The sequence below is a fragment of the Moorena sp. SIO3I6 genome (assembly GCF_010672095.1).
Genome location: NZ_JAAHHU010000799.1, coordinates 1 through 2181 on the forward strand (window position 1 = coordinate 1; position 2181 = coordinate 2181).

Genomic DNA, 2181 nt, shown 5'->3' on the forward strand with positions numbered 1-2181 from the left:
GTTGTGGTCAGGTGTTACCCCATGCCAAGGTGACGATTCGCAATGGTACTGGAGAAATCGTGGAGGCGCTCTCTACCGGTGTGATTACTATTGAGGCAGAGTCCTTATTCTATGGATACTATAGCGCTAGCACAAATCTCGCCCTAGAGTCTGAGGTAAGTAAATCTCGAAACAGACTCCAAACGCTACAATCGGACGATTTAGGCTATTTCGATCAACAGGGTTACTTATATACTGTTGGCCGTCGCAGTAACAAAATTATTAGCGGTGGTGAAAATGTGTTTCCCGCTGAGGTAGAACAGGTAATTCGTGGCACAGGGCTGGTTAGTGATGTTTGTGTGATTGGCTTACCGGATGACTATTGGGGTCAAGTGGTAACCGCTGTTTTTGTGCCTAGTTCCGATCAGGTTTCTGTTGCGATGGTGCAACAGAACGTAGAGGGGAATTTGAGTAAATTCAAGTGTCCTAAGGATTGGGTAGCGGTAGAATCTTTGCCGCGCAATGGTCAAGGGAAGTTGAATTATGAACAGGTGAAAGTTATAGCGCGAGACTGTTTAAGTCAATTGAAACTCAACGAAATCAATCAGCTCAAGGTAAATTGTTAGGCTGGGGATAAATGCGATCGCTTCTTGATTTAGTCGCGCTTTGGGTTAAACCCCCTGTTCCCTTACTGCATCGCTATTGCATGCCTTTTGTATGCAAGCCTCTTGCCTTTTGCCTCTTGCCTTTTGCCTTGCGCGTAGCGCTATAACTGCCTCAACCCATGACTGCTCCGAGTACAGCTATTTCACCCGAATCACTTGGAACTGAAGCCAAAATTCTTAGCTTTCGGCAAAAGAAGCCCCACAACGAACATGCGCAGCATGAGTGTGGGATGAATTTTGCACAGAGTCTTCTGGATAAGGGAGACGAGCTATAAAACTTCTGAGTACTGATGACTGAGACATTCCTCAACGTTGCTGCTTCTTGCTCCAACTGTCTTTTTTCAAAATCAGTAAGTCTAATTGTCATTTTTATTGTTTTCAATATGACTGGCGTTTTGACTAGCGGTATAGTATAATGATAGTAGGTCGATAAACAGTGAGGCAAGTATTATCAGAACTGCTTACCAATACCGATTAAGGTTAACCAAAAACCAAGAGGTCGAACTAGAGCGATGGTTGGATATGTTGCGCTGTCAATATAACTATTTGCTAGCCGATAGGTTTGCGTGGTATGAGCAAAACCGTTGTTCAATCAATGCTTGCCCGCTTGTTTGTCACCTTCCAGAACTTAGGGACAATCCTGATTACTACTCGCAAAAGCGAACTTTGCCTCAGCTCAAAAAGAATAGACCTTGGTACAAGGGCATCCATGCTCCTGTTTTACAGGATTGTGTCAAACGAGTAGATTTAGCCTTTAAAAGGTACCTAAAAGGGGATTCTAGTGGCAAACGAAGTGGAAGACCTAGATTCAAAGGCAAGAACAGATACCGGTCTTTGACTTTTTCGGCTTTTTCTAAGAATCCTGTTAATGGGAATCGGTTGAATCTCCCTAAGTTTGGATGGGTAAAAATGGTCTACCACAGGCCAATACCTACTGGATTTAAGATTAAAACAGCCACGGTAACCCGAAAAGCCGATGGTTATTACGTGACTCTGTCTCTCCAAGATGATACTGTTCCTAAGATAATTCCGATCGAAGAAGTGTCAAACCCCATCGGTATTGATATGGGTCTTAAGTCGTTTTTGATAAAGTCTGATGGAACTGATGTACCGATTCCACAGTATTACCGAAAGGCTCAAAAAAGACTTAAGAAAGTCCAGAAAGCTGTTAGCAGATCTAAGAAGGGCAGCAACAATAGAAAAAAGGCTGTAACCAAACTGGGAAAAGCTCATAAAAAAGTAGCAGATACCAGAAAAGACTTTCATTTCAAAACAGCCAAAGAACTACTAGATAATCATGATCTGGTGGCTCACGAAAAACTAAATATCAAAGGTCTAGCCAAGACCAAAATGGCTAAGTCGGTTCTAGATGCTGGGTGGGGTCAATTTCTGTCGATTTTATCAACCAAAGCCTTAAATGCTGGGTTGGTAACGAAAGCAGTAAATCCCAGGAATACTAGCCAGAACTGTTCTAACTGCGGGGAGAAAGTTCCCAAAAAACTAAAAGACCGCACCCATTCCTGTTCTCATTGTGGGA

1 protein-coding gene and 1 pseudogene are annotated in these 2181 nt (G+C 43.0%); both read left to right on the forward strand.

What is annotated here, in order from left to right:
• Nucleotides 1–605, forward strand: a pseudogene (locus tag F6K49_RS42875) (hypothetical protein); the annotation flags it as partial.
• 489 nt (nt 606–1094) lie between these two features.
• Nucleotides 1095–2181, forward strand: a 1087-nt coding sequence (locus F6K49_RS42880; protein WP_293107656.1) for a transposase, incomplete at its 3' end; no start/stop codon positions are given.